General features: G+C 66.4%; 25 protein-coding genes. 15 read left to right on the forward strand and 10 right to left on the reverse strand.

The annotated features are described in order from the left end of the window. Window positions 1-31: 31 nt before the first annotated feature. The 4 genes from ACU0DV_RS10995 to leuS all read right to left on the reverse strand — a co-directional run bounded on the left by ACU0DV_RS10995 (window position 32) and on the right by leuS (window position 4,846). On the reverse strand, window positions 32-616 hold the full coding sequence (locus ACU0DV_RS10995; RefSeq protein WP_446242741.1) for a glutathione S-transferase family protein: 585 nt from the start codon (window positions 614-616) through the stop codon (window positions 32-34). A gap of 132 nt (window positions 617-748) precedes the next feature. Next, window positions 749-1,774, reverse strand: coding sequence for a DNA polymerase III subunit delta (gene holA / locus ACU0DV_RS11000; RefSeq protein ID WP_446242740.1), 1,026 nt, complete (start codon window positions 1,772-1,774; stop codon window positions 749-751). Then, the gene (lptE, locus tag ACU0DV_RS11005) at window positions 1,771-2,304 is read right to left on the reverse strand and encodes an LPS assembly lipoprotein LptE (RefSeq protein WP_446242739.1); all 534 of its coding nucleotides are present in this window, start codon (window positions 2,302-2,304) and stop codon (window positions 1,771-1,773) included. Before lptE ends, holA begins: the two co-directional genes overlap by 4 nt. Beyond that, window positions 2,291-4,846: a leucine--tRNA ligase gene (gene leuS, locus ACU0DV_RS11010; RefSeq protein ID WP_446242738.1), complete on the reverse strand. Its 2,556-nt coding sequence runs from the start codon at window positions 4,844-4,846 to the stop codon at window positions 2,291-2,293. Before leuS ends, lptE begins: the two co-directional genes overlap by 14 nt. Before the next feature lie 231 nt (window positions 4,847-5,077). Here leuS and ACU0DV_RS11015 point away from each other — a divergent pair, with 231 nt between their 5' ends. Continuing rightward, window positions 5,078-5,293: a DUF1127 domain-containing protein gene (locus tag ACU0DV_RS11015; RefSeq protein WP_100929190.1), complete on the forward strand. Its 216-nt coding sequence runs from the start codon at window positions 5,078-5,080 to the stop codon at window positions 5,291-5,293. 268 nt (window positions 5,294-5,561) lie between these two features. Here the strand turns inward: ACU0DV_RS11015 and rpsD are convergent, their stop codons facing one another. After that, a complete protein-coding gene (gene rpsD / locus ACU0DV_RS11020) occupies window positions 5,562-6,182 on the reverse strand; it encodes a 30S ribosomal protein S4 (RefSeq protein ID WP_100929189.1) in 621 nt (206 codons plus the stop codon). A gap of 263 nt (window positions 6,183-6,445) precedes the next feature. Here rpsD and ACU0DV_RS11025 point away from each other — a divergent pair, with 263 nt between their 5' ends. The 6 genes from ACU0DV_RS11025 to ACU0DV_RS11050 all read left to right on the forward strand — a co-directional run bounded on the left by ACU0DV_RS11025 (window position 6,446) and on the right by ACU0DV_RS11050 (window position 11,987). Further along, window positions 6,446-7,261: an EAL domain-containing protein gene (locus ACU0DV_RS11025; RefSeq protein WP_446242737.1), complete on the forward strand. Its 816-nt coding sequence runs from the start codon at window positions 6,446-6,448 to the stop codon at window positions 7,259-7,261. A 139-nt stretch (window positions 7,262-7,400) separates the two neighbouring features. After that, a complete protein-coding gene (locus ACU0DV_RS11030) occupies window positions 7,401-8,576 on the forward strand; it encodes an acetyl-CoA C-acetyltransferase (protein ID WP_100929187.1) in 1,176 nt (391 codons plus the stop codon). Window positions 8,577-8,616: 40 nt separating this feature from the next. Further along, entirely contained in the window at window positions 8,617-9,447 is an 831-nt protein-coding gene (locus tag ACU0DV_RS11035) for a patatin-like phospholipase family protein (protein ID WP_370312999.1), read from the forward strand. Window positions 9,448-9,566: 119 nt separating this feature from the next. Further along, window positions 9,567-10,289, forward strand: coding sequence for an acetoacetyl-CoA reductase (phbB, locus tag ACU0DV_RS11040; RefSeq protein ID WP_100929185.1), 723 nt, complete (start codon window positions 9,567-9,569; stop codon window positions 10,287-10,289). Window positions 10,290-10,450: 161 nt separating this feature from the next. Then, a complete protein-coding gene (locus ACU0DV_RS11045; RefSeq protein WP_446242736.1) occupies window positions 10,451-11,380 on the forward strand; it encodes a VOC family protein in 930 nt (309 codons plus the stop codon). Then, window positions 11,373-11,987, forward strand: a complete 615-nt coding sequence (locus ACU0DV_RS11050) for an alpha/beta hydrolase (RefSeq protein WP_446242735.1) — start codon at window positions 11,373-11,375, stop codon at window positions 11,985-11,987. Before ACU0DV_RS11045 ends, ACU0DV_RS11050 begins: the two co-directional genes overlap by 8 nt. Before the next feature lie 137 nt (window positions 11,988-12,124). Here ACU0DV_RS11050 and ACU0DV_RS11055 read toward each other — a convergent pair whose 3' ends face one another. The 3 genes from ACU0DV_RS11055 to ACU0DV_RS11065 form a co-directional block, all read right to left on the reverse strand. Beyond that, on the reverse strand, window positions 12,125-12,298 hold the full coding sequence (locus ACU0DV_RS11055; RefSeq protein ID WP_100929183.1) for a YdcH family protein: 174 nt from the start codon (window positions 12,296-12,298) through the stop codon (window positions 12,125-12,127). Between the two features lie 106 nt (window positions 12,299-12,404). After that, on the reverse strand, window positions 12,405-13,142 hold the full coding sequence (locus ACU0DV_RS11060) for a tRNA1(Val) (adenine(37)-N6)-methyltransferase (protein ID WP_283983531.1): 738 nt from the start codon (window positions 13,140-13,142) through the stop codon (window positions 12,405-12,407). A 34-nt stretch (window positions 13,143-13,176) separates the two neighbouring features. Further along, the gene (locus ACU0DV_RS11065) at window positions 13,177-13,392 is read right to left on the reverse strand and encodes a putative signal transducing protein (RefSeq protein WP_100929182.1); all 216 of its coding nucleotides are present in this window, start codon (window positions 13,390-13,392) and stop codon (window positions 13,177-13,179) included. Between the two features lie 54 nt (window positions 13,393-13,446). Here ACU0DV_RS11065 and ACU0DV_RS11070 point away from each other — a divergent pair, with 54 nt between their 5' ends. From ACU0DV_RS11070 to ACU0DV_RS11080, 3 genes are read left to right on the forward strand one after another with little or no spacing between them, the layout of a single operon-like run. After that, a complete protein-coding gene (locus tag ACU0DV_RS11070; RefSeq protein WP_446242734.1) occupies window positions 13,447-14,442 on the forward strand; it encodes a polyprenyl synthetase family protein in 996 nt (331 codons plus the stop codon). 36 nt (window positions 14,443-14,478) lie between these two features. Then, window positions 14,479-15,303, forward strand: coding sequence for a molybdopterin guanine dinucleotide synthesis (locus ACU0DV_RS11075; protein WP_446242733.1), 825 nt, complete (start codon window positions 14,479-14,481; stop codon window positions 15,301-15,303). Next, window positions 15,294-16,553 (forward strand): molybdopterin-binding protein, encoded by a 1,260-nt coding sequence (locus tag ACU0DV_RS11080; protein WP_446242732.1) that lies wholly within the window; start codon window positions 15,294-15,296, stop codon window positions 16,551-16,553. The genes ACU0DV_RS11075 and ACU0DV_RS11080 overlap by 10 nt, the downstream gene beginning before the upstream one ends. 19 nt (window positions 16,554-16,572) lie before the next feature. Here ACU0DV_RS11080 and ACU0DV_RS11085 read toward each other — a convergent pair whose 3' ends face one another. Both ACU0DV_RS11085 and greA read right to left on the reverse strand, forming a co-directional pair. Next, window positions 16,573-17,571, reverse strand: coding sequence for a hypothetical protein (locus ACU0DV_RS11085; protein ID WP_446242731.1), 999 nt, complete (start codon window positions 17,569-17,571; stop codon window positions 16,573-16,575). Window positions 17,572-17,580: 9 nt separating this feature from the next. Then, on the reverse strand, window positions 17,581-18,051 hold the full coding sequence (gene greA, locus ACU0DV_RS11090) for a transcription elongation factor GreA (RefSeq protein ID WP_100929178.1): 471 nt from the start codon (window positions 18,049-18,051) through the stop codon (window positions 17,581-17,583). Window positions 18,052-18,434: 383 nt separating this feature from the next. Here greA and ACU0DV_RS11095 point away from each other — a divergent pair, with 383 nt between their 5' ends. The 5 genes from ACU0DV_RS11095 (at window position 18,435) to ACU0DV_RS11115 (ending at window position 24,460) form a co-directional block, all read left to right on the forward strand. Further along, the gene (locus ACU0DV_RS11095) at window positions 18,435-19,529 is read left to right on the forward strand and encodes a calcium-binding protein (protein ID WP_446242730.1); all 1,095 of its coding nucleotides are present in this window, start codon (window positions 18,435-18,437) and stop codon (window positions 19,527-19,529) included. 229 nt (window positions 19,530-19,758) lie between these two features. After that, on the forward strand, window positions 19,759-21,405 hold the full coding sequence (locus ACU0DV_RS11100; RefSeq protein ID WP_100929176.1) for an electron transfer flavoprotein-ubiquinone oxidoreductase: 1,647 nt from the start codon (window positions 19,759-19,761) through the stop codon (window positions 21,403-21,405). 78 nt (window positions 21,406-21,483) lie between these two features. Next, entirely contained in the window at window positions 21,484-21,774 is a 291-nt protein-coding gene (locus ACU0DV_RS11105) for a PilZ domain-containing protein (RefSeq protein ID WP_157814987.1), read from the forward strand. A 150-nt stretch (window positions 21,775-21,924) separates the two neighbouring features. After that, window positions 21,925-23,604, forward strand: coding sequence for a tetratricopeptide repeat protein (locus ACU0DV_RS11110; RefSeq protein WP_446242729.1), 1,680 nt, complete (start codon window positions 21,925-21,927; stop codon window positions 23,602-23,604). A gap of 28 nt (window positions 23,605-23,632) precedes the next feature. Continuing rightward, complete coding sequence (locus ACU0DV_RS11115; protein WP_446242728.1) at window positions 23,633-24,460, forward strand: 4-(cytidine 5'-diphospho)-2-C-methyl-D-erythritol kinase; 828 nt, start codon at window positions 23,633-23,635, stop codon at window positions 24,458-24,460.

The raw sequence follows: 24,460 nt of genomic DNA on the forward strand, positions 1-24,460 counted from the left end.
ACGCCCCCGTAGGGTGGGGCTTTGCGCCACCCTACCCCAGGGCCGTCTGGAACGCCGGGCGGTCGCGCAGGCGGTCGAGGTAGTCGGCGAAGGCCTGCGGCGGATCGGGAAAATTCGCCGACCGTGCCCAGCCGCCGCAATGGCCGAGGATGAAATCCGGCACCGTCATCTCCTCCCCCATCAGGAAGGGGCCCTCGACCTCGTCGAAGAGCCGCGCGATGGCGACGGCGTAATCGGCGCGGCAGGCCGGCTTGATCTCGGGCACCCTGGCCTCTTCCGGCAGAACGAAGCTGTGCCGGGCGGCGCACCACAGCGGCGCTTCGATCTCGTCGAGGATGCGGAAGGTGAAGGCGTCCTGCCGCGCTCGGTCGAGGCTGCCTGCGGGACAGGTGAAGCGGCGATGGCTGTCCGCGAGATAGGTCAGGATCGCCGAGCTGTCGCTCAGGCATGTGCCGTCGACGTCCAGCACCGGGATCTTGCCCGAGGGTGTCAGCGCCCGCACCTCGTCCGACTGCGGCTGCATGGGGATGTGCAGGTAGGTCACGTCGAGTTCCTCGAGCATCCACAGAACGCGGAACGTCCGGCTGCGCACCGCGCCGTAAACAGTGAATGTCATGGCTGCTCCCTCTGACGTCGCGGTCAGGATGCTTGTCCCGTTAACCAACCGCAAGGCACCAGAAAGTGCATGGGCAGCAAATCGCTCAACCCATGCGTGTCAGGAGCGTTGCAAGGAGCCGCTGCCAATCGCCTACCGGCGGGCGAGGTAAGCCAGACGGACGAACGCGCGTTCGACCAGCGCGAAGGCCGGGGCCTTCTGGCCCGCGCTGCGAAGGGTCAGGTCGGTGTCCAGGAGAAGCTCCAGCGCCGCTTCCAGCCGGTCGAGACGCCAGCCCTGCGCCTGGCGCAGGATGCGGTCGCGCCGAGGGCCGAAGACCGGCGGGCGCAGGCGTCCGATGCCCTGCACCGGGCCGCCCGGTGCCGACACCAGCGTGTAGAGCATGCGGAAATGGCGGGTGCCCATGATCAGCAGCGTGACCGGCGTGACCCCCTGCCCCGACAGGCGTTGCATGACCGGTGCGATCTCGTCGGTGCGGCCCTCGGCGAGGATGTTGAACACGTCGTCCACGTCGGACTCGAAGGAAGCGGGGGCATTCAGCTCCACCTCCGCAACCGACAGCGGCGAGCTGTCGTTCAGCTTGTAGAGCGCGATCTTCTCGAGCGTCATGCGGAAGTCGCCGGGCGTCAGGTCGCGGCCCAGCACCTCGAGCGCCCCCATGGCATCGCGGCCGACCTCGGCGATGCCGGCGCGTTTCAGCTCTGCCTCGATCTCCGAGCGGGTTAGCGGATTGTTGTAGAGCGCTGCGGCAAAGGCGCGTTTCGACCCTTCGAACAGCTTGCGCAGGGCAGATTTGGCGGCGAGCGATCCGCCGGTTGCGACGATGGTGGCGTCGCCTTCCCGCCAGTCGTCCAGCGCGGCCTTCAGCGCGTCGGTCGCGCCGTCACCGGCCTCTTCCACCACAACGGCACGGGCGCCGGGGAAGAAGCCCGTGGCCTTCACCGCGTCCAGCAGCGCCGCCGGATCGCGGCGCAGGTCGGCGCCGTTCAGGCGGGTGATGCGCATCTCCTCGTCGGCGGCCGGTCCGGTGAGATTGGCGACGACCTCCTGCCGCTTCATCGCGACGCGCATCGTGTCCTCGCCGTAGATCAGCAGGCCCGCCGCCTTGGGATCGGGCTTGCGGAAGAAGGCGTCTGCGTCGCGCGGCGTCAGCTTCATGCGGGCGACGCGGGGTCCGGGAAGTCGGCGGCGCGCAGCAACAGGTCGTCGATCATCTGGTCGGCAAGAATGACCATCAGGCGCTCTTCCGCGTCGCGTTCCGCAGCGCTGGTCGCCACGGTCGAGCCGGTGGTCGAATAGCCGGTGAAGGCGTTGGTCCGGCCGTCGTGCAGGACCGCGCCGGTGCCGGCATCGGTGAGGGTGTAGAACACCCGCCCGATCAGCCGGTAGCGCGTGATGTTGCCGGTCGAGGTCACGCCGATGTCCTGCTCCGTCACCTGGATCCGCACCGTCAGCGCGTAGGGCGCACCGCTTGCGGGACGGCCAAGGCGCTCTTCGAAGCGGCGGTTGAAGACGTAGCGGCGGTCGTCATCGGGGGCCTGGAGCGACACGGCGTTCAAAAGCCGCGACCCGCCGCCGCCCGGCGCATAGACCGGCGTGAAGCCGCAGGCCGCCAGCGACAGTGCACCGAGGCCCGCCAGCGCCGCGCGGCGGTTCAGGTTTCCCGTTTTCGTCTCAGACGACCACATTCACGATCCGCCCCGGCACCACGATCAGCTTCTTCGGCTGGCCCCCGTCGAGGGCCTTCACCACAGCTTCGTGTGCCAGGACCAGCTTTTCAACCTCTTCCTTCGCCAGGTCCTTCGGCACGTCGATCTCGCCCCGGCGCTTGCCGTTGACCTGGATCGGCAGCGTCACCGTATCCTCGACCAGCATCTTCGGGTCGGCCTTGGGCCATGCGGCATCGGCGATCAGCCCCTCGCCGCCCAGCGTCTGCCAGATCTCCTCCGCGAGGTGCGGGGTCATCGGCGACATGAGCTGCGCCAGCGTCTTCGCCGCGAAGCGCTTCGTCTCGGTCCCGGCGCGGGACTTCGACAGCGTGTTGGTGAAGGCGTAGAGCTTGGCGATGGCGGCGTTGAAGCCGAAGCTTTCGACACCCATCGTCACGTCGTGGATCGCCTTGTGCGTCTCCTTCAGGAGCGCGGCATCCTCCTGCGTCGGCGGCACCTCGGCGCCCGCGATCTCGGAGGCGATGCGGTAGACGCGCGCCAGGTGTTTCGAGGCGGCCTCTGCCCCGGCGGCGGTCCATTCCACGTCCCGTTCCGGGGGCGAGTCGGACAGCACGAACCAGCGCGCGGTGTCTGCACCGTAGGTGGCGATGATGTTCATCGGGTCCACCACGTTGTTCTTCGACTTCGACATTTTGGCCGACGGGATGATCTCGACCGCCGTGCCGTCCTTCAGGAAGCCGCCGCCATCGCGCAGTTCGACATCCTCGGGGTAGTGGTAGACGGGCCGTCCGTCCGCCCCCTTCGTCTGGTAGATCGCGTGCGTGACCATGCCCTGCGTGAAGAGCGCGTTGAACGGCTCGGCGGATTTTTCCGGCAGGTGGCCGGTGCGGATCATCGCACGGGCGAAGAAGCGGGAATAGAGCAGGTGCAGGATCGCGTGCTCGATGCCGCCGATGTACTGGTCGACGTTCATCCAGTAGGCAGCGTCCTCCAGGTCGGTCGGCGTCTCGGCGCGCGGCGCGGTGAAGCGGGCGAAGTACCACGAGGAGTCCACGAAGGTGTCCATTGTGTCGGTCTCGCGCTTCGCGGGCTTGCCACAGGTCGGACAGGCGCATTCGCGCCACGTCGGGTGCCGGTCGAGCGGGTTGCCCGGCACGTCGAAGGTCACGTCGTCGGGCAGCCTGACGGGCAGGTTTTCCTTCTTCTCCGGCACCACGCCGCAGTCGTCGCAATGCACGACCGGAATCGGGCAGCCCCAGTAGCGCTGGCGGGACAGGCCCCAGTCGCGCAGGCGGAATTTCTCGACGCCCTGGCCCAGACCCTTCGCCTCCATCCAGTCGATGGTGGTGTCGACGGCTTCCTGCCCGGTCGCCACGTCGAGACCGGCGAAGTGATTGACCCACTTCACCTTCTCCGTCTTCGGCGGGATGAAGGCGGTGTCGGTCACCGGCTCCGGGTTGTCGAGCGACAGGAAGGTGTCGATCACCGGCAGATCGTACTTGCGGCAGAAGTCGAGGTCGCGCTGGTCGTGCGCCGGAGAGCCGAAGATCGCGCCCGTGCCGTAGTCCATCAGGATGAAGTTGGCGATCCAGACCGGCACTTCCCACGAGGGGTCGAGCGGGTGCTTCACCTTCAGTCCGGTGTCGAAGCCCAGCTTCTCCGCCTTTTCCAGCGCCTCTTCGGTGGTGCCGCCCTTGCGCATCGCCGCAACGGCGCTGGCCAGCTCGGGGTTGTCCTGCTCAAGCGCCTTGGTCAGCGGATGATCCGGGGACAGCCCGAGGAAGGACGCGCCCAGAAGCGTGTCGGGGCGGGTGGTGTAGACGTCGATGGCCTCGAAGCCGTGCGACGGCTCCGTCAGCGACCAGGCGAACTGCAGCCCGCGCGACCGGCCGATCCAGTTGGCCTGCATCAGCTTCACCTTCGCGGGCCAGTCGTCCAGCCCGTCGATGGCATCGAGAAGCTCGCCCGCCATGTCGGAGATCTTGAAGAACCACTGCGTCAGTTCGCGGCGCTCGACTTCGGCGCCGGAGCGCCAGCCCTTGCCGTCGATCACCTGCTCGTTCGCCAGAACGGTCATGTCGACCGGGTCCCAGTTCACCACGGCATTCTTGCGGTAGACCAGCCCCTCGGACAGCATGTCGATGAACAGCGCCTGCTGCTGGCCGTAGTATTCGGGATCGCAGGTGGCGAACATCCGCGACCAGTCGAGGCCGAAGCCCAGCGGCTTCATCTGGCCGACCATCGTGTCGATGTTGCCGTAGGTCCAGTCCTTCGGGTGCCCGCCGGACGCCATGGCCGCGTTCTCGGCCGGCATCCCGAAGGCGTCGAAGCCCATCGGGTGCAGCACGTTGAAGCCGTTCTGTTTCTTGTACCGCGCGATCACGTCGCCCATCGTGTAGTTGCGGACGTGACCGATGTGGATGCGGCCCGACGGATAGGGGAACATCTCCAGCACGTAGTACTTGGGCTTGTCACCCTCGCGGGTGGCCTTGAAGGTCAGGGCGTCTTCCCAGGCCTTCTGCCACTTCGGCTCGATGCTGGCGGGGTCATAGCGCGACATGTATTCCTCCGGGGACGGATCGGCAGGCGGGTATCCGGTGGCGTGATAAGGTCCGGGAGGTCAAAGGTCCAGTGGCCGTTTGCCGGCGTCGGGGCGGGACGGTCCCTGAGCCTCGGTTCATCAGCCATGCATGAGCGCTGTGGCGGGTATGCTGCATCCGCACTGGAAGATCGCCGCACTGCGGCATAACTTGTTGTCACGGAGGGGCAACCCAACCGAAGAGGCAAGAAAATGGCACATATCACACACGAGAGCGCACCGCGCCGCAACGTCCTGGCGGACATGTTCAACGGCATGATGGAGGGCCTCGCCCGCATCGCCGAGAGCAGCCACCGCATGAAGGAAATCGAGCGTCTGCACGCAATGTCCGATGCGGACCTGGCAAAGCGCGGCCTGAAGCGCGATGAAATCGCACGTCACGTTTTCCGCGACGTGTTCTACGTCTGAATTCAGGGGCCACGCGTCCCTTTGATTTCAAACCGCCGCGCGCCATGAATGCCGCGGCGGTTTTGTTTTGTCCGGAGCCCATCGCAGGGTGACGGCGCCCCTGCGTCCGCCCTGCCCCGCGTGGCCCTTTGCCGGCGTGCCACGGTCAGGGCGCCGAACCTCACGCCACCCGACCGTCCGCAGGGCAGCACGGTGCTGGGCCCCGGAAACGCGAAAGGGCCGCCCCGAAGGACGGCCCCGAACACATGCCGGCAAAGCCGGGGTACGCTTAGTTCTGTGCGTAGTATTCGATGACCAGGTTCGGTTCCATGATCACCGGGTACGGCACGTCCGAGAGGCCCGGGGTGCGCACGAAGGTCGCGGTCAGCTTGTTGTGGTCGACTTCGACGTAGTCGGGAACGTCACGCTCCGGCAGCTGGGTCGCTTCGAGGATGGCGGCCATCTGCTTGGACTTCTCGCGGACCTCGATCACGTCGCCTTCCTTCACGCGGTAGGACGGGATGTTCACGCGCTGGCCGTTCACGGTCACGTGGCCGTGGTTCACGAACTGGCGGGCGGCGAAGACGGTCGGCACGAACTTGGCGCGGTAGACGACGGCGTCGAGGCGGCGCTCGAGCAGGCCGATCAGCAGCTCGCCGGTGTCACCCTTCGCACGTTCCGCGTCCGAGAAGATGCGGCGGAATTGCTTTTCGGTCAGGTCGCCGTAGTAGCCCTTCAGCTTCTGCTTGGCGCGCAGCTGAAGGCCGAAGTCGGACATCTTCTGCTTGCGGCGCTGGCCGTGCTGGCCGGGGCCGTACTCGCGGCGGTTGACCGGGGACTTCGGGCGGCCCCAGATGTTTTCGCCCATGCGGCGGTCAATCTTGTACTTGGCAGTCGTGCGTTTGGTCACGGCTGATCTCCTTCTTTGTGTTTCGAAGGGCGTTGTCCTCTCCCCGGACGGGTTGCCCCGCGCCCCGGAGTGACAGGCATCCCCTTGCGGGGGCCACCAACACCAATGGAGCGGCCCAAATACACTGCCCCGGTGGAGAGTCAAGCCTCTGCCCCGCCGGCGGGTCCAATTCGACGCAAAGGCGCGCTTTAAACCGGACTTAACCCCGCGCCTTTCAAATGCCGCCACACCTACTCCCCCGGCGAACACGGAGCGCCCCCCCCATGCCGAAGATCACCACCGGCCCGCGCAATGCCCTCGAACACGCGGTCGACGCGCGCGACGCGGGCGTCATGGACATGGTGCGCCGTGCGATCCAGCATCGTCAGGTCATCCTCGCCTTCCAGCCGGTCGTGCAGGCGGCGCAACCGGACCGGGCCGCCTTCCAGGAGGGGCTGATTCGCGTCCTCGACGACACCGGGCGGGTGATTCCCGCCGGAGAGTTCATCGATACCGTCGAAGACACCGAGTACGGGCGGCTTCTGGACTGCATCGCATTGGAAAAGGGCCTGAGCGAGCTGCGCCGCGTGCCGAGCTTGCGGCTGTCGGTCAACATGTCGGCGCGGTCCATCGGCTACAAGAAGTGGATGCGCACGCTGCATCGGGGCATCTCCGACGACCCCACCGTGGCCGAACGGCTGATTCTCGAGATCACGGAACACTCCGCCATGCTGGTGCCCGAACTGGTCACCACCTTCATGGACGACTTGCGCAAGAAGGGAATCACCTTCGCCATCGACGATTTCGGCTCCGGCTACACCGCTCTGCGGCATTTCAAGGACTTCAGCTTCGACATCCTGAAGATCGACGGGGAATTCTGTCGCGGCATTGCCAAGGATCCCGACAACCAGGTCCTTGTCGGCGCCATGGTCAGCATTTCCGAACACTTCGACATGTTCACTGTCGCCGAATGCGTCGAGACGCAGGCAGATGCCGACTGCCTCGCCCGCCTGGGCGTCGATTGCCTTCAGGGTTATCTCTACGCGGCACCCACGGTCACACCCGCATGGCGGGCAGAGAAGACCCGCCGACAGGCCTGACGCAACGTCGCTCTGAGACACCCTGCCTCTTTTGGAGGGTGGAAAAATCGTTTAGTCCATTCCCTCGACAGGCGAGACAGAAGCGGTCCGCGCCCCGCGGGCTCGCGTTTACATTTACGCTTGGCCAGGAGGACACCACATGACCAATGTCGTTATCGCAAGCGCTGCCCGCACCGGCGTCGGCAGCTTTGGCGGCTCGTTCGCCAACACCCCGGCGCACGATCTGGGTGCTGCCGTGCTGGAGGCGCTGGTCGCCCGTGCAGGCATCTCGAAGGACGAGGTTTCGGAAACCATTCTCGGCCAGGTTCTGACCGCCGCTCAGGGCCAGAACCCTGCCCGTCAGGCGCACATCAATGCGGGGCTGCCGAAGGAATCGGCCGCATGGGGCATCAACCAGGTCTGCGGCTCGGGCCTGCGCGCCGTGGCACTGGGTGCGCAGCACATCATGCTGGGCGACGCCGCCATCGTCTGCGCCGGCGGCCAGGAAAACATGTCCATGAGCCCCCACGCGCAGAACCTGCGTCAGGCGCACAAGATGGGCGACGTCAAATACATCGACACGATGATCAAGGACGGCCTCTGGGACGCGTTCAACGGCTACCACATGGGCCAGACCGCCGAGAACGTGGCCGACCAGTGGCAGATCACCCGCGAGATGCAGGACGAATTCGCCGTCGCATCCCAGAACAAGGCCGAGGCCGCGCAGAAGGCCGGCAAGTTCGACGACGAGGTGATCCCCTTCACCATCAAGACCCGCAAGGGCGACATCGTCATGGACAAGGATGAGTACATCCGCCACGGCGCCACGATGGACGCCATGCAGAAACTGCGTCCGGCCTTCACCAAGGACGGCTCCGTGACCGCGGCAAACGCCTCCGGCATCAACGACGGCGCCGCCGGTGTCCTGCTGATGTCCGCCGACGACGCCGAGAAGCGCGGGATCGAGCCGCTGGCCCGCATCGCGTCCTACGCGACCGCCGGTCTCGATCCGTCGATCATGGGCGTCGGCCCGATCCACGCATCGCGCAAGGCGCTGGAAAAGGCCGGCTGGTCGGTGAGCGACCTCGACCTCGTGGAAGCCAACGAGGCCTTCGCCGCACAGGCCTGTGCCGTGAACAAGGACATGGGCTGGGATCCGGCCATCGTGAACGTGAACGGCGGCGCCATCGCCATCGGCCACCCGATCGGTGCTTCGGGCTGCCGTGTCCTGAACACCCTGCTGTTCGAGATGAAGCGCCGCGACGCCAAGAAGGGCCTCGCCACGCTCTGCATCGGTGGCGGCATGGGCGTCGCGCTCTGCGTCGAGCGTCCGTAAGACGGAACAGAGGCGGGCCCTTCGGGGCCCGTTTCCCTTCATGACAAGACTTCCCGAAGACCCCGCCCAGATCGTCTTTTCCGGTGGTGGGCTGCGCTGCTTCTGGCAGGGCGGCTTCCTGACCCGGCTCGCGCAGGACATGTCCTTCGCGCCCGAACGTGTGACCGGCGTCAGCGGCGGTGCGCTGGCGGGGGCTGCGTGGATCGCGGGCATCGAACGCCGCCTGCTGGACACGATGTGCGACGCCTTCGAACGGCGCGACACGAACATCGACCTGTTCGAGGCGGACGAGAACGGCATCACCCCGCATCAGGAACTGTATTGCGACGTGGTCAACCGCGTGCTGGACGATGAGGCGACGCGCAAGGTGGCGGAGGGTCCCGCCTTCCAGATCCAGATCGCGCATCCGCCGGAGACGGGCCTGGCGACGCTGACAGGCACCGCGCTGGCGGCCACCTACGAGGCGGAACTGCACATCGTCGGATCGCCGCATTTCAACTGGGCGGAGAAGATGGGCCTGACGTCGAACCTGATCGACGCAAATGCCGCGGCGCGCGACGGGCGGCTCGCCGACCTCGTGAGCGCGGCCGCAGTCATCCCCCCGGTGTTCGAGCCTCCCCTGTGGGAAGGACGGCGGGTGGTCGACGGCGGCATGGCCGACCAGGCGCCGATGCCCGTGCCCGACAAGGGCGAGACGCTGGTGCTGCTGACCCGCGAGTACAAGAAGCTGCCCGATGTGGCGGGCCGAACCTACGTCTGGCCGGGCAGGGAGACGCCCGCCGACAAGATAGATTTCACCGACCCGCAGAAGCTGCGGGACACCTGGGCCCTGGGGGAACGCGATGCAGAGCGTTACCTTGGAGGGGTCTGAGGCCGGAAACTGTATAAAAACCGCAGAAGCGGAGAAAATTAAAGCAACTTTGTTGCGCAAGTTAAAACAGGAAGGTAACAAAGTTACCAACGATTAAGCCACTGACTGGAGGAGTTCCCATGGCAAGAGTTGCACTCGTCACCGGCGGCAGCCGCGGCATCGGTGAGGCCATCTCGAAGGCGCTGAAGGCGGAGGGCTACACTGTCGCCGCCACCTATGCAGGCAACGACGAGAAGGCCGCCGCGTTCACCCAAGAGACCGGCATCAAGACCTACAAGTGGAACGTCGCGGACTACGAATCGTCCAAGGCGGGTATCGCGCAGGTCGAAGCGGACCTGGGTCCCATCGACGTGGTCGTCGCCAACGCGGGCATCACCCGTGACGCGCCGTTCCACAAGATGACCCCCGAACAATGGAAAGAGGTGATCGACACCAACCTGACCGGCGTGTTCAACACCGTGCACCCGGTCTGGCCGGGCATGCGCGAGCGCAAGTTCGGGCGGGTCATCGTGATCTCGTCGATCAACGGCCAGAAGGGACAGTTCGCGCAGGTGAACTATGCCGCAACCAAGGCGGGCGACCTCGGCATCGTGAAGTCGCTGGCGCAGGAAGGCGCCCGCGCCGGCATCACCGCGAACGCGATCTGCCCGGGCTACATCGCGACCGAGATGGTCATGGCGGTGCCGGAAAAGGTACGCGAGTCGATCATCGCCCAGATCCCGGCGGGCCGCCTTGGCGAGCCGGAGGAAATCGCGCGCTGTGTCGTGTTCCTCGCCTCCGACGACGCGGGTTTCATCAACGGCTCCACGATCTCTGCGAACGGCGCACAGTTCTTCGTCTGAGCGGACGCTCCGCCGGATCGATCAAACCTGAGGGTCCCGACTGCACGGTCGGGGCCTTTTCTTTTTATATGTGTGCATTTTCGCACCGATCGGGCGCGGACGCTTGGACTACCTTGTTGGACCGCAGCCGCTATATCCTTGCCATGAAGGAGAACCCAGCCATGCTGACCCAGATCAACGGACTGCACCACGTGACCTCGCTCGCCTCAGGCGCGCAGGAGAACAACGATTTCTTCACCAAGGTTCTTGGCCTGCGACGGGTCAAGAAGACGGTGAACTTCGACGCCCCGGACGTCTATCACCTGTACTACGGCGACGAGATCGGCACGCCCGGCACGGTGATGACCTATTTCCCCTTCCCGAACGCCAGCCCTGGCCGTCCCGGCACCGGCGAGGTCGGCACGACCGTGTTCAGCGTGCCGAAGGACGCCCTGCCCTTCTGGGAAACCCGGCTGGCCGAGCACAAGGTCGACGGGCTGATCCGCACGGACCGGCTTGGCGAGCAGCGGCTGATGTTCAAGGGCCCGGACGGTGACGGCTTTGCGCTTGTCGCGACCGAGGATGACCGCGCCCCCTGGGTTGCCGATGTCCCTGCCGACGTGGCGATCCGCGGCTTCCACTCCGCCGATCTGCGGCTGTCGCAACGGGATGCGCAGGCCAGTGCGGAACTGCTGCGCTTCATGGGCTACGAGAAGGACGATGCGGAGAACAACGTCACCCGTTTCCGCGTGCCCAACGGCAACGAGGCGCAGGTGATGGACATCACTGAGGTCGATGCAGGCCGCGCCGACCAGGGTGCCGGCAGCGTGCACCACATCGCCTTCTCGGTGGACAACCGCGAGAAGCAGCTGGAGGTGCGCAAGGCGCTGATGGACACCGGCTACCAGGTGACGCCGGTGATCGACCGGGATTACTTCTGGGCGATCTATTTCCGGACTCCCGGCGGCGTGCTGTTCGAGGTCGCGACCAATGAACCCGGGTTCGACCGGGACGAGGACACCGCGCACTTGGGCGAGGCGCTGCGCCTGCCGACGCAGCACGAACACCTGCGCCCGCAACTGGAAAAGCGGCTCGAGCCGATCGATGACTGACCACGTCTTTTCGGAAACCGGGGGCGCGCCGGGCGCGCCCCTCGTCTTCACGTTCCACGGCACGGGTGGCGACGAACACCAGTTCCACGACTTCCCCCGGCAGGTGCTGGAGGGCGCGCATGTGATCTCGCCGCGCGGCGACGTCTCCGAACACGGGGCACTGAGGTATTTCCGGCGCAAGGCGGAGGGCGTCTACGACATGGACGACCTCTGGACACGCGCGGCCGCTATGGCGGAGTTCGTCGAGGCGGCGAAGGCGCGTGTCGGTGCAACGCGGGTCGTCGGGCTGGGCTATTCTAATGGCGCGAACATCCTTGCCGCCGTCGCGATGCGTGCGCCACACCTGTTCACCGACCTCGCGCTCCTGCATCCGCTGATCCCCTGGGACCCGGACACACAGCCGGGCCTCGACGGCGCCCGCGTGCTCGTCACCGCAGGGGAGCGCGACCCGATCTGCCCGGCCCCTCTGACACGGTCGTTCGTCGGCTGGCTTTCGGCGCAGGGCGCAAAGGTGGACACCCTCTGGCACCCCGGCGGTCACGAGATCGCGCAGCCAGAGGTGCAGGCGCTTGCAGGCTTCCTTGCGGACACGCCAAAACCCGCCTGACCACCCCCGGGCGGTGTGCTTTCAGCGATGTCCGGAAAACAAGGCGTTGCCCGGTGCGTCGGGCAAGGCGTTGGCTTCCACCAAGTCGGCGAACCTGTCCTGAGCGGTTGTCTCAGGACAGGCCGCTCCGCCGTGCGTCAGGCGACGGCGGACGAAAGGCGCGTAATCTCCTCCTTGATCCTCAATTTCTGCTTTTTCAGGTGCGCGATTTGCAGGTCGTCGGTACTGGGCGCGCGTTGCGCCTGCTCCACGGCCTCGGACAGGGCATGGTGCTTCTTCTTCAGTTCCTGCAGATGCGAACTCAAGCTCATGGGATCCTCCTTTCGCTGGTTGGTACGAACAGTGCACCACAGCTTCATCAATCTGTCACGCGGCGCGTGCAAAATGGGTTGTCGAAACCTTCAAAAATTGCGGAAATCAGCCGAAATCCGGTTCGAAAGTTAACGGCGCACCCTCCGTCATGACGGAAAAGAAGCATTCCGAGTAATTCTTTTGCCCGTTTCCCATGACACCCTCAGGGTGAATCACCTTCGGCGGATGGAACCTGAAGGGGGTGCGCGCCTCTTTCCGCCCGCGCAGCAGAACGAGTCGCGGCGGACGGCCCGGACGGGGCAGCAGCGGCAGCAGTTCCAGACCGCCCAGCACGGCCTGCATGGCGGCCATCAGCTCGGGCAGGCGTTCCACCCGCTGGATGAAGGTGGCGTGTCCCCTAGGCTTCAGGCGGCGCGCGGCGGTGTCGACCCAGACCGATAGCGGCACATCGCCCGTGCGGCCCTTGCCGCGTCCGCCGTCCTGCGCAGACAGCCCCTTGCCCGCTTCGAAGTAGGGCGGGTTGGCGATCACGTGGTCGAAACTGCGGGCCTTCAGCGCCGCCGGGGGCGCGGCCACGTCGCCCTCGTGGATCTCTCCGTTCAGCCCGTTGCCGTCGAGGTTCCGGCGGGCGAGATCGGCGTAGCCCGGCTGTATCTCCAGCCCCGACAGTGCGAGCCCCGGCACACGCCAGCCAAGGCAGCACAGCGCGGCCCCGCCGCCGCAGCCCAGTTCCAGCACGGCCTCTCCGGCCCGCGCCTGCACCGACGCGGCAAGGATCACCGGATCGGTGCCCGCCCGGTAGCCGTCGCGCGGCTGGAGCACCATGACACGCCCGCCCAGCATGGCGTCGCGCGTCAGGTCCGGGAGGTCGAACGGGTCAACGCGCAATGTCCACTCCGGCCTCCTGCATGAGGCGGCGGGCGCGGTCCAGATCGCTGGACAGGACCATCAGCCGGCGCGGCAAAATGCCGAGGGATCCTTCGAGGACGCTCATGTTTACGTCCAGCTCAAAGCTGGCTATACCCTCAGCGTCCAGAAGGGTCTTGGCCAACGGGATCACGGTGATGTCGGTGGTGCGTAGAAGCTCTTCCATGACAGGGATTTAAGGACAGGGCCCGGCAATTGTCGAGCCTTGGACAGGAGCGCGATGTTGGATCAGCCACGCATGAAACCGCACGAACGCCTCGCCGCTGATCTGGCGACCGAAATGGCGGCCGTGAACGACCTGATCCGGGAACGGATGGCCTCCCGGCATGCCCCCCGGATCCCGGAGGTGACGGCGCACCTCGTGGAGGCCGGCGGCAAACGGTTGCGGCCCATGCTGACCCTCGCCTCGGCCAAGCTCTGCGGTTACGACGGCCCCTATCACGTGCACCTCGCCGCGACGGTGGAGTTCATCCACACAGCGACACTGCTGCACGACGACGTGGTGGACGAAAGCGAACGGCGCCGGGGCCGGCCCACGGCGAACCTTTTGTGGGACAACAAGTCGTCGGTTCTGGTGGGCGACTACCTCTTTGCGCGCTCCTTCCAGTTGATGACGGAGACGGGCAACCTGCGTGTCCTGCGCATCCTGTCGGACGCGGCGGCGACCATCGCAGAGGGCGAGGTCCTGCAGCTGACCGCCGCGCAGGACCTGTCGACCACCGAACACATCTACCTGCAGGTGGTGCGCGGCAAGACGGCGGCGCTGTTCTCCGCCGCGACCGAGGTGGGCGGCGTGATCGCCGGACGGCCCGAAGAGGACGTGCGAGCGTTGTTCGACTACGGCGATGCGCTGGGGATCGCCTTCCAGATCGTCGACGACCTGCTGGACTACTGGGGCGGCGACGCGACCGGCAAGAACGTCGGCGACGACTTCCGCGAACGCAAGCTGACGCTGCCGCTGATCAAGGCCTTCGCCAGGGCGGACGACACGGAAAAGGCGTTCTGGAAGCGGGTCATCGAGAAGGGCGACCAGCGCGACGGCGATCTGGAGGAGGCCCTGCGCCTGCTCGACCGCCATGGCGCGCTCGAGGAGACCCGGCAGGAGGCCCTCGCCTGGGCCGAGCGGGCGAAGACCGCGATGCAGACCCTGCCCGCCAGCGACCTGCGCGACCTGCTGATCGACCTCAGCGACTACGTGGTGTCGCGGGTCAGCTGAGGTGTCCCTGCGCGTGACGCCGGGCCGGGTCCGGTGATGTTCGACCGAGTGATGATGGTCGACTGGTCCGGCGGCAACGACCGCGGCCCCCGCCCCACACGTGACGCGATCTGGATCGGCGAGACCGGCCGCGCGCCGGTCTATTGCCGCAACCGCCAGACCGCCGAGGACCTGCTGTCAAAGCGGATTACCGATGCGCTAGCCGCAGGCGCACGGCTCATGGTCGGGTTCGACTTCCCCTTCGGCTATCCGGTCGGCATGGCGCAGGCCATCTGCGGTGGCGGCGTTCTCGACCTCTGGGACTGGCTGGAAGCGCGGATCGAGGACACGCCACGCGCCAACAACCGCTTCGACCTGGCCGGAGGGATCAACCTGTCGCTTGGCACCCCCGGTCCGTTCTGGGGCAACGGGCTGAAGCGCGACGTGCCGGGACTGGCGCGGACCAAAGCCGGCTATGCAAATCCGTTCGACGACAGGCGGGTTTGCGAAACCCGGTCGCGCGGCACCTTCACCGTCTGGCAACTGGCTGGCGCGGGTTCGGTCGGATCGCAGGTGCTGATGGGCCTCCCGGTCCTCGCACGGCTGAGGCAGCGCTTTCCGGTCTCCGTCTGGCCGTTCGAGCCGGTGGACGCCCCCGTCGTCTTCACCGAAGTCTGGCCCGGGCTGATCGAGCCGGTGGTGCGGACGACAGAGGGCATCCGCGACGCGGTGCAGGTCGATCTGCTGGCGCACGGCATTGGCCGGTTGAACCCCGACAGGCTGGAGGCGATGCTGGCCGTAGAGGTGCCGGACGCCCGGACCGAGGAAGGCTGGATCCTCGGGCTTGGCTTCGAAGAGGAGTTGCAGGACATATGCCGCTGAAACCGCCCCCCTTGCGCAACGACTGCTTCGCCCTGCCCCCGGGCGTGGACTGGACCCCGGTGGACGCGGCGCTGAGCATGCTGCGGCAAAGGCTGTCGCCGGTCGTCGCGCGAGAGGACGTTCCGCTTGGGGATGGCGCGGGCCGGGTGCTGGCAGAGGACATCGTGGCGCGCCGGTCCAACCCGCCAGAGGCCAACACCGCCGTCGATGGTTACGGTTTTTCTGCTGGCGCGGTCGGCGAGGGCGACGTGGTCCTGCCGCTGGTGGAGGGACGCTCTGCCGCCGGGGCGCCTTTTACGGGCCGCGTGCCCGGAGGTGCCGCCGTGCGCGTCCTGACCGGCGCGGCACTGCCGGAGGGCGTGGACACCGTGGTGCTGGACGAGGATTGCGCTGTCGGAGAGGGTGAGATCGCCTTCCGCGGACCGGTGAAGCGCGGCGCAAACACCCGCAAGGCAGGCGAGGACGTGGCCGAAGGTGTCACCGCCCTGTCGGCAGGCCGCGTCCTGACGCCCGCCGATCTGGCACTGACTGCCGCCGTGGGCCACGGTGCGCTGCCGGTCTTCTCGCGCCTGCGGGTCGGCGTGCTGTCGACCGGCGACGAGGTCGTGGAGCCGGGCAGGACGGCCGCGCCGGGCCAGATTTTCGACGCCAACCGCCCGATGCTGCTGAGCATGGCGGCGCGCTTCGGGTACGAGGCCATCGACCTCGGCCACGTGCGCGACGACCGCAACGCCCTGCGCGCGCGGCTTGACGGGGCGGTGGGCGCGGTGGACGCCATCCTGACCTCCGGCGGTGCATCGGCGGGCGACGAGGATCATGTCTCTGCCCTCCTGCGCGAGACGGGCGCCCTGGCGGAGTGGCGCATCGCTCTGAAACCCGGGCGGCCGCTGGCGCTTGGCATGTGGCAGGGGGTGCCGGTGTTCGGCCTTCCGGGCAACCCTGTTGCGGCCTTCGTCTGCACGCTGGTCTTCGCACGTCCCGCCATGGGGCTCTTGGCCGGGGCGGGCTGGCAGGCGCCGGTGGGGTTCGACGTGCCCGCCGCCTTCACGAAACGCAAGAAACCGGGCCGCCGTGAATACCTGCGCGCCCGCGTCCGCGAGGGCCGGGCAGAGGTTTTCGCCTCGGAAGGATCGGGGCGTGTGTCGGGCCTGAGCTGGGCAGAGGGTCTGGTGGAGTTGGAGGACGGCGCCCGGGATATCGAACCGGGCGACCTCGTGCGGTTCATCCCTTTCGGCAGTTTCGGGCTGTAGCGCGGCCCGCCCCTTAGGATCAGTCGAAGGTCCCGGCGACCCGTCCCAGCAGCATGAAGGCGCGCGATGTCCGCGTCGAGGCGAAGGCCGAGATATCCTCGTCCGAGAAGCCCGGTTCGACATTGGCGAACATCTGGTCGTAGCGCCGCAGGAAGTGATGCGCCGCGTCGCGGAAGATCGTGTCCTCACGCATCCGCGCAGCCGTAAGTGCCAGCGAAGAGCGGTCGTGCACGCCGCCCAGCGGGGCGATGGTGCGGCCCCGGTCACCGCGGGCAAAGGCGCGCCAGACCTCGGGGCGCGCCATGTCCGGGCGCAGATCGTCCATGTAAATGCCGTCCTGGCTCATCAGGGTCAGCACGTCTTGAGCGGCCTGGATCAGCTTGGCCGCGGACCGGTCGCGCAGGGCACGGCGCAGCGCGGCAAAGCCCGCCTCGTCCTCGGCGGTCTCGGGAAAATGCAGCGCGCGGATCAGGTCCTCGTTCGACAGCGGCGGCTGCATCGCCTCGGCGGGCGTGCCCAGCGAGAGCGTCGGCTGGTTGTCCTCTGCCTGATCGGACGGCGACTGCAGCGCCATGGGATCGGCCTGCCGGATACCGCCCAGCATGGCCAGCGTGGTTTCCAGATTGCGCACGCCGCCACCCAATTCGTCGAGCCGCTTCAGCACCGCCGGGTGCGGCTGCTGGCCCTTCCCGGCCTGCGACTGCGCGACATAGGCCTGACGCAGCGCATCGATGGCCGCCTGAAGCCGGGCGCTTTCCGTGCGCATGACCTTGGCGGCGCGGATCGCCATCGCCGCCACCCAGATCATCGCCACGGGCAGCACGATCGCCATCAGGACCTGCAGGAACCGCAGGCCCTCGGCGCCGGTGTCGCCGCCGGTCAGGAAATAGGACGAGGCCACGATCAGCCAGATCACCGACAGCACAAGCGCCGTGATCTCGACCGCGGTGATGCCCGCCGCCTCGCCCCGGCTGTAGAGGCCGGGCAGCGTCGGACGGGCTTCCTTTGGTTCCGCCATCTGGCCCGCTTACTTGTAGGAGACCGAAAGGATCTCGTAAGACTTTTCGCCCCCGGGCGTGCGCACTTCGACGCTGTCGCCTTCTTCCTTGCCGATCAGGGCACGGGCGATGGGCGATTTGACGTTCAAAAGACCCTTCTCGATCGAGGCCTCGTGTTCGCCCACGATCTGCCATGTCTTCTCTTCGTCGGTGTCCTCATCGACCACGGTCACGGTGGCGCCGAACTTGATGGAGCCGGAAAGCGAGGCCGGGTCGATGACCTCGGCCAGACCGATCACGCTCTCGAGTTCCTTGATCCGGCCCTCGATGAATCCCTGCTTTTCGCGCGCGGAATGGTACTCGGCATTCTCCTTGAGGTCGCCGAGTTCGCGCGCCTCCGAGATAGCCTGAATGATGGCCGGGCGCTCCACGGACTTGAGCTGTTTCAATTCTGTTTCGAGCGCGGTGAAGCCCGCGCGGGTGATCAGGATCTTGTCCATTTAAGATCTTCTTTGCTGAGAGAAGCGTCGGGTGCGAGTGTTGTCGCCGTCGGCCACGATGTAAAGTGTCCGGGCCGCGGTTGCCAGCATGTTTTCGCGGAACGGCGGGGCTGCGCGTGCTGTCCAGCCCTGACGGGCACCGCTGTGGCGGTATCGATTCGGCAGGCGCACGCCCCGAGGTTGGGCGGGTTTCTGCTTCGATTATCAGGATTGACGAAACAAACTTCTGGACTCGGGCAGTTTGTTGGCCCTCTTGTGGCCAGCGCAAAAATCCTGAACGTAAATCCACCATAGAGGGTAAATTCCAACGGTGATACCCGGCTTGGCGGTCCGGACGTTCAACAGGAACCAGGACGCTTTTTCAATACTGCGAGGGACTACGGATGCCGACAAACGGCGACGACAATCTGAATGGGACAATTCTGGGCGATGTCATCGCTCTTCTCGAGGGCAACGACACCTTTCACGGTCTAGACGGCAACGACACGATCGACGGCGAAGCCGGTGACGACGTGCTGTGGGGCGACCTCGGCGACGACTGGCTCAAGGGCGAAGAGGGCCGCGACCTGCTGCTTGGCGGTGAAGGCAACGACACGCTCGAAGGCGGCCTCGACAACGACACCATGGACGGCGAATCCGGCGACGACCTCATGCTTGGCGGCGAGGGCGACGACTGGATGACAGGCGAGGACGGCAACGACACCATGGACGGAGAGTCCGGGAACGATACCGTCGAGGGCGGTCTCGGCAACGACTGGATCAAGGGCGAAGAAGGCCGCGACCTGCTGCTCGGCGGTGAGGGCAACGACACGCTCGAAGGCGGTCTCGACAACGACACCATGGATGGAGAATCCGGCGACGACCTGATGCTTGGCGGCGAGGGCGACGACTGGATGAAGGGCGAGGACGGCAACGACACCATGGACGGGGAGACCGGGAACGACACCGTGGAAGGCGGTCTCGGCGATGACTGGATGAAGGGTGAACAGGGCAGCGACCTGCTGCTGGGTGGTGAAGGTAGCGACACGCTCGAAGGCGGTCTCGACAACGACACCATGGACGGCGAATCCGGCAACGACCTCATCCTTGGCGGCGAGGGCGACGACTGGATGAAGGGCGAGGACGGCAACGACACGATGGATGGCGAAGCCGGGCACGATCTGATCGAAGGCGGGGCCGGGGGTGACTGGATCAAGGGCGAAGGCGGCAACGACACCCTGTTCGGCGGCTACGGCGATGATACGCTGGTCGGTGGAGAGGGCGCGGATGTCTTTGTCTTTGCTCAGGAAAGCGGCTTCGACATCGTCGAGGACTTCCAGGATGGCGTCGACAAGATCAACCTGACCGACCTCTGGGGCAGTGCGATCTATATCACCGACACGGCGGACGGGGCATTGGTCAATGTCGAGGGCTACGACATGGCGCTGTTCAAGGGCGTTTCGGCGTCCGAGCTCGGCTTCGACGACCTCGTCTTCTGATCTTCCGGGGGCCACTGGCCAGGGTCGTGGCCCCCTGCACTCTCATTCCCTTGGATATCGCTTGTCGCGGGCCAGCCGGCCCGCTGCCTGCATCGCAGGAACGACATGGCTGCGGCCTCGTGACGCTGCGCGCGCATTGACGGATGCCGCAACGCCGCGCTAGGAATTTTGGAATTTTATTACCCGGCCGCCTCGTGCGTGTCGTCGGGACGTCTCTGGAGGGAGCGACATGAGCGAGATCGAGCGCGAAGCGATGGAATACGACGTGGTGATTGTTGGAGGTGGCCCCGCGGGCCTGTCCGCCGCGATCCGCCTCAAGCAGCTCGACCCGGAGCTGTCGGTCGTCCTGCTGGAGAAGGGCTCAGAGGTTGGCGCACACATCCTGTCGGGTGCGGTTCTGGACACCTGCGGGCTCGATGCGCTGATCCCCGACTGGAAGGACAAGGGCGCGCCGATCACCGTGCCGGTGAAGAAGGACAACTTCTACATCCTGGGCGAAGAGGGCAAGGTCCGCATCCCCAACTGGCCGATGCCCTCGCTGATGGACAACCACGGCAAGTACATCGTGTCGATGGGCAACGTTTGCCGCTGGATGGCGGAGCAGGCCGAGGAACTGGGCGTCGAGATATTCCCGGGCATGGCGTGCTCGGAACTCGTCTACGGGGACAACGGCGAGGTGAAGGGTGTCGTCGCCGGGGTCTTCGGGCTGGAGGCGGACGGCTCCTACGGGCCGAACACCGAACCGGGGATGGAGCTGCACGGCAAGTACGTCTTTTTGGCCGAGGGCGTGCGCGGCTCGCTCTCGAAAGAGGTGATTGCGAAGTACGACCTCTCGAAGGGCAAGGAGCCGCAGAAGTTCGGCCTTGGCATGAAGGAAATCTGGGAGATCGACCCGGCCAAGCACCGCGAGGGCACCGTCACCCACACGATGGGCTGGCCGCTCGGGTCGAACGCCGGGGGCGGTTCGTTCATCTACCACCTCGACAACAACCAAGTCTATGTCGGCTTCGTGGTGCACCTGAACTACAAGAACCCGCACCTGTATCCCTACATGGAATTCCAGCGGTTCAAGCATCACCCGATGGTGGCCGAGCTGCTGGCAGGCGGCAAGCGCGTGGCCTACGGCGCGCGGGCGATCTCCGAAGGCGGCTACCAGTCGATGCCCAAGATGGTCGCGCCCGGCGTGGCGCTGCTGGGCTGCTCTGTCGGCATGGTCAACGTGCCGCGCATCAAGGGCAACCACAACGCCATGCTTTCGGGCAAGGCCGCGGCCGAGGCAGCCTATGCCGCGATCAAGGCCGACCGCGCGGGCGACGAGCTGACCGACTACGAGACGGAGGTCCGCGACGGCGCCATCGGCAAGGATCTGAAGCCGGTGCGCAACGTAAAGCCGATGTGGTCGAAGTGGGGCCTGACCCCGTCGCTGGCGCTTGGCGGGCTCGACATGTGGACCAACAGCCTGTTCGGCTTCTCGTTCTTCGGCACGCTGGGCCACGGCAAGTCCGACGCGGAAGCGACCGGCAAGGCTGCCGACTACACGCCGATCGAGTATCCCAAGCCCGACGGAAAGCTGTCCTTCGACCGGCTGACCAACGTCTCCTTCTCGTTCACCAACCACGAGGAGAGCCAGCCCGCGCACCTGAAGCTGAAGGACCCGTCCGTGCCGCTGAAAAACCTCGAGACCTACGCGGGGCCGTCGCAGCGGTATTGCCCGGCGGGCGTCTACGAGTTCGTCGAGAAGGACGGCGAGAAGCAGTTCGTCATCAACTTCCAGAACTGCGTGCACTGCAAGACCTGCGACATCAAGGACCCCGCCCAGAACATCAACTGGACGGTGCCGCAGGGTGGCGACGGGCCGAATTACCCGAACATGTGAGCCTTGGGCCGTCGCGGCTTAACCTCGTGTAAATCCCGATTTGCCACTGTCCCCGAAATGCCAATCGGGGACAGTGCGATGATAAGGAAACGTGCAGACCGCTGGCCGAGTGCCTGGGGCTTCGAGTTGTGTACCGATGACGGCGACTTTGCCGCCACCATCGTCAACGTGTCCGAAACCGGCGCCTTCGCGGAGGGGCGGCTGCCCCTTGCCGTGGGCTCCCGGGTCCGGCTGATGGCGATGCGCCAGCCGGTGCCGGCCCGCGTCGTGCGCGTGGGACCACGGGGTGTCGCCCTTTCCTTCGACCACCCGCTGGATGCCGCCCAGCTGCAGAACTTGCGCCAGTACCGCGATCTGAGCCTGCTTTAGGCGAAGCCCCACGGCAGCAGGGCCTCTCGCCGCTTCGTGAGCGGTGTTCTCATTGCCTTGCCCGCCCCGTCGCTCTAGGCTCTCGGGAACGAAAATGAAGGGGAGACCGGCACCTTGGACCTTTGGGCAAAGCGCATCCGTGCAGGCATTATGGCACTGGCCGCAACGGCAACGGCGGCCAGCGCAAACGGCATCGCCGGGGATTACCTCGCCGCACGTCAGGCCAGCTTCCTCGGCGACTTCGCCTCGGCCGCACACTACTACGAACGCGCGCTGGCCTTCGATCCCGGGCGCGCGGAACTGATGGAACGCGCCATCCTGGCGGAGATGTCGCTGGGCAACTTCGGCAAGGCGGCGCTGCTGGCGGAACGCATGGCGGAGGGCGGGCACGAAAGCCAGATCGCCCAGATGGCCGCCCTGACCACCGCCGTGGACAGCGAAACCTTCGCCAACGTCATCCAGTCCATCGACGACAAGCGCGGCATCGGCCCCTTGGCAGACGGTCTCGTGAAGGCCTGGGCACAGCTTGGCGCCGGCGACATGAGCGCGGCCCTCGTCGAATTCGACAACGTCGCCAAGATGCCCGGCCTCGGCCCCTTCGCGTCCTATCACAAGGCGCTGGCCCTCGCCTCGGTGGGCGATTTCGAAAGCGCCGCCGCGATCTTCGACGAGGAAGAGGCGAACGGCATGGCTTCGACCCGCCGCGGCGTCATGGCCCGGGCAGAGGTGATGTCCCAGCTTGGCCGCTCGGAAGCCGCGGTTGCCATGCTGGACGAGAACTTCGGCGCCGACCTGGACCCCGCGCTGCAGCAGATGCGCGACGCGCTGGCGACCGGCGAAAAGCTTCCCTTCACGCATGTCCTCACCCCGAAGGAGGGGATCGCGGAGGTGTTCTATACCCTAGCCGGCGCCCTCTCCAACGAAGGCAGCGACGAGCTGACGCTGCTTTATGTGCGCATGGCCGAATACCTGCGCCCCGATCATGTCGACGCAATCCTGCTTGCCGGCGAACTGCTGTCCGGCATGGGCCAATACGAACTGGCGGAGCAGGTGTTCGAGGAGGTCCCGACGGACGATCCCTCGCGCCACGCCGCCGTGCTGGGCGAGGCAGAGGCGCTGCGCGATCAGGACAAGACCGATCAGGCGATTTCCGTCCTTGAGACACTGGCCGAACAGAAGCCGGACCTGCCCGTGGTGCACACCACGCTCGGCGACATCTTCCGGCAGGAACAGCGCTACGAAGATGCCGTCGCCGCCTACACGAAAGCGCTGTCGCTGTACGAGGAGGAATCCGAACGGCTGTGGTTCCTCTACTACGCCCGCGCGATCAGCTACGAGCGTCAGGAAAAGTGGGAGGAGGCAGAGGCCGATTTCCGCAAGGCGCTGGACCTGAACCCGGAGCAGCCGCAGGTGCTCAACTACCTCGGCTATTCGCTGGTGGAACAGCAACGCAAGCTGGACGAGGCGCTGAACATGATCGAGCGCGCCGTCGCGGCCCGCCCGAACTCCGGTTACATCGTCGACAGCCTCGGCTGGGTGCTCTACCGCCTTGGCCGCTACGACGAAGCCGTGCCGCACATGGAACGCGCCGCCGAACTGATGCCCATCGACCCGGTGGTCAACGATCACCTGGGCGACGTCTACTGGGCCGTCGGGCGCGAACGTGAGGCCGAATTCATGTGGAAGCGCGCCCTGTCCTTCGTCGACTGGGAAGACGCCGCCGCAGAGGCCGATCCGGAGCGCATCAAGCGCAAGCTGGCAGTCGGTCTGGATCAGGTCCTTGCCGAAGAAGGCGCGCCGCCGCTGGAGCGCGCCGAGGTGTCGGACTGAACCTTCCGTAGCGCAGCGGGCTATTCCGATGAACGGACGTCAGGTCGCCGCCTTCGCTCCGGCGAAGATCAACCTCGCGCTGCACGTGACAGGGCAGCGGGATGACGGCTACCACCTGCTCGACAGCCTCGTGATGTTCGCCGATGTGGGCGACACGCTGCGCCTGTCCGACGCGCCCGAGATGTCGCTGGAGGTCACCGGGCCGCGCGCGCCAGGGGTGCCCACCGACCCGCGGAACCTGTGCTGGAAGGCGGCGGAAGCCTTTGGTTGCGCCGTCGCGATCACGCTCGACAAGCACCTGCCGGCGGCAGCAGGGATCGGCGGCGGATCGTCGGACGCGGCGGCGGTGCTGCGGGCGATGGAGGAGCTTTACGGCCGCCCTGCCCCGGTCGATCCGGTGGCGCTCGGCGCGGATGTGCCGGTCTGCATGGTGGGACATGCCGCCCGGATGAACGGGATCGGCGACCACGTGCTGCCGCTCTTCATGGCGCCGATGTATGCCGTCCTCGTCAATCCGGGGGTGGAGGTCCCAACTCCGGCCGTTTTCAAGGCCCTGTCGCGCAAAGACAACCCACCCATGTCGGAGATGCCGGAGGGCGGCGGCCAAGCCGCCGCGCTCGACTGGCTCCGCGCACAGCGCAACGACCTGCAGGATCCCGCCATCGCGCTGCAGCCGGTGATCGGCGACGTGCTGGCGGCGCTGGCCGCGCTAGCCGGCGCTCGGCTGGCGCGCATGTCCGGCTCCGGCGCGACCTGCTTTGCGTTGTTCGACGACCGGCCCGCAGCAGATGCCGCGGCGGCGCAGATGCTACAGGCACACCCGCACTGGTGGACCGCCGCCTGCACCCTGCGCTGA

It is taken from the genome of Sagittula sp. (assembly GCF_052825245.1).